This window comes from Exiguobacterium sp. B2(2022), from assembly GCF_028823655.1.
GTDB lineage: Bacteria > Bacillota > Bacilli > Exiguobacteriales > Exiguobacteriaceae > Exiguobacterium > Exiguobacterium aestuarii_A.
The window spans coordinates 1-2,567 of record NZ_JAPEHX010000107.1; the positions used below are offsets into that span (position 1 = coordinate 1).

At 52.9% G+C, this 2,567-nt stretch carries 3 protein-coding genes; 2 read left to right on the plus strand and 1 reads right to left on the minus strand.

Translation table 11 applies throughout. From position 1 onward, the window contains the following. Window positions 1-96 precede the first annotated feature (96 nt). Together ON063_RS14390 and ON063_RS14395 are read left to right on the plus strand one after the other, a co-directional pair. Complete coding sequence (locus ON063_RS14390) at window positions 97-1,404, plus strand: ABC transporter substrate-binding protein (protein ID WP_274665598.1); 1,308 nt, start codon at window positions 97-99, stop codon at window positions 1,402-1,404. 1 nt (window position 1,405) lies between these two features. Continuing rightward, window positions 1,406-2,080, plus strand: coding sequence for a glycerophosphodiester phosphodiesterase (locus tag ON063_RS14395; protein WP_274665599.1), 675 nt, complete (start codon window positions 1,406-1,408; stop codon window positions 2,078-2,080). Window positions 2,081-2,118: 38 nt separating this feature from the next. Here ON063_RS14395 and ON063_RS14400 read toward each other — a convergent pair. After that, window positions 2,119-2,567, minus strand: a 449-nt coding sequence (locus ON063_RS14400; protein ID WP_274665600.1) for a GGDEF domain-containing protein, incomplete at its 5' end; no start/stop codon positions are given.

Sequence of the window (2,567 nt, forward strand, 5' to 3'; positions counted from 1 at the left end):
TCATCATTCCGACACTTTTATTGTTATTCGCAGGACAAAAACATCTACAAGAAGGATTGACGCAAGGCGCAATCAAATAATAGGGGGACATGACAGATGAAAAAGTTTGGATTATTCGCAGGGTTGGCAAGTTCAGTGTTATTACTCGGGGCATGTGGCAGTGAAGAAGCGGCACCGGTCGCGGCGACGACAGAAGACGGGAAGACAGAAGTCGTCTTTTGGCACGCCATGAGCGGGGACTTGGAGACAGCGCTCAATACGCAGGTCGACGCATTCAACGCCTCGCAAGACGATTATGAAGTGAAACCGATCTTCCAAGGAACGTACGAGGAAGCACTCACGAAGTTCAACGCCGTCGCCGGTTCGGAAGACGCGCCAGCCATCATGCAGACGTTCGAGGTCGGGACGAAGTACATGATCGATTCGAATAAGATCACACCGGTCCAAGAGTTCATCGACAAGGAGAACTTTGACACGAGCGTGTGGGAAGAGAACATCTTGAGCTATTACCAAGTGGACGGCAAGCAATACTCGATGCCGTTCAACTCGTCGACTCCTGTCCTCATCTATAATAAAGATGCATTTAAAGAAGCAGGGCTCGACCCGGAGAAGGCACCGCGCACGTATGACGAATTGAAAGCGGCAGCGAAGAAGTTGACGACGGATGACCAGACCGGCTTCACGATGCTCAACTATGGCTGGTTCTTTGAACAGCTCGTCGCCGCACAAGGTGGACTTTACGTCGATAACGATAACGGGCGCAGTGGAGATCCGACAAAAGCCGTGTTCGATGGCGAAGAAGGACAGAATGCGTTCAACTTGATCAAAGAGATGTACGATGAGAAGACGTTCCTAAACGTCGGTCAAAACTGGGACGATATGCGTGCGGCGTTCCAATCGGGTAAAGTCGCCATGTATCTCGACTCGTCAGCCGGTATCCGTACCGTAGCGGACAGCGCAGACTTTGAAATCGGTGCTTCTTACTTGCCAGTACCGAACGAAGCAGACCGTCAAGGCGTCGTCATCGGTGGCGCATCACTCTGGATGGGTGACGGCATCGCCGAAGAAAAGAAAGAAGGCGCATGGGAATTCATGAAGTACGTGTCTTCAACGGAAGCACAGGCGCAGTGGCATGTCGACACAGGTTACTTCGCCATCAATCCGGATGCGTACAATGAACCGATTGTCGAAGAAATGTGGGCAAAATATCCACAGCTCAAAGTGACGGTGGACCAGCTCAGCGAGACGAAGCCATCACCAGCGACACAAGGTGCACTCATCTCGACGTTCCCACAATCGCGTCAGAGCGTCGTCAATGCGATGGAGAGTTTGTATCAAGGCGTATCGGTTGAAGACGCATTGAAGCGTGCGGCCGAAGAGACGACTTCCACCTTGGGGCAGTGAGATGTTGATTTACGCACATCGTGGGTATAGCGCCAATTATCCAGAAAATACGTTGTCGGCGTTCGAGGCGGCCCTCCCATATGTGGACGGGATCGAGCTCGACGTGCAACTGTCTAAAGACGGTCGACTTGTCGTCATCCATGACGAGACAGTCGATCGAACGACAGATGGGACCGGGTGGGTAAAAGACATGACACTTCAGGAGCTACGTCAATTGAAGATTGACGGGTACGAACGGATCCCGACGCTAGAAGAAGTGCTTGGCTTGATTGAACGGAGTGACGTCACGTTGAACGTCGAATTGAAGACGGACCAATACGCGTATCCGGGAATCGAACGACTCGCCTGGCTCACCGTCGACGAGTTTCACATGACGGGTCGCGTCGTCTTCTCCTCGTTCAATCGGGAGACGCTCGTCCGAATGCGGGATGTGGCACCGCACGCACGTCTAGCCGTCTTGACGCTCACGGGAGAAGCAGATACCGTCTCGTTCGCTGAAACGATTCGAGCCGAGGCAATCCACGCACAGACCGAGTTTATCGGTTCCGCATCGTGGGAAGAGATGCGACGGACGCCGCTCGAGACACGTATCTACACGATCAACGACGTAAAAGATTTGCCTTTGATGCCGGTGGCAGCCATCATGACGGATGAAGTCGAACGGTTCGCGAAATAACCAGACAAAACCCCGCTCCTTCAAGGAGCGGGGTTCGTTCATGTCATGATCGGTTCTGGTGACGCATATGTTGAGACGACAACTTGGTTGCGTCCTTCACTTTTCGCTTGATAGAGCGCCGAATCCGCGAGGTCGACCATCTGTTTGATGGGAAGGGCGGTACCGTGGGCGACCCCGACAGACGTCGTGATTTGAATCGGTGGGAAATCGTTCAAGTAGAACGTTTCAGTAGCAACGCGTTCCCGAATCCGGTTGGCCACTTTATCCACTTTCTCTGGCGTCAAATCGTACATCAAGATGACAAACTCTTCGCCGCCGATCCGAGCGACGGTGTCGTGTGCGCGCGTCTCTACTTTTAGAATGTCAGCGAACTGTTGTAAGACGAGATCACCATTCCCGTGACCGTATGTATCGTTCACGTGTTTGAAGTGATCGATATCGAGCGCGAGGATGTTGTACGTGCGGTCGTCTTCACCAAGCGAGGCGG

Excerpts from the sequence above, each read along its gene's own strand:
- ON063_RS14395 (WP_274665599.1), top strand. The coding sequence starts at position 1,406 with ATGTTGATTTACGCACATCGTGGGTATAGCGCCAATTATCCAGAAAAT.
- ON063_RS14390 (WP_274665598.1), top strand. The coding sequence starts at position 97 with ATGAAAAAGTTTGGATTATTCGCAGGGTTGGCAAGTTCAGTGTTATTA.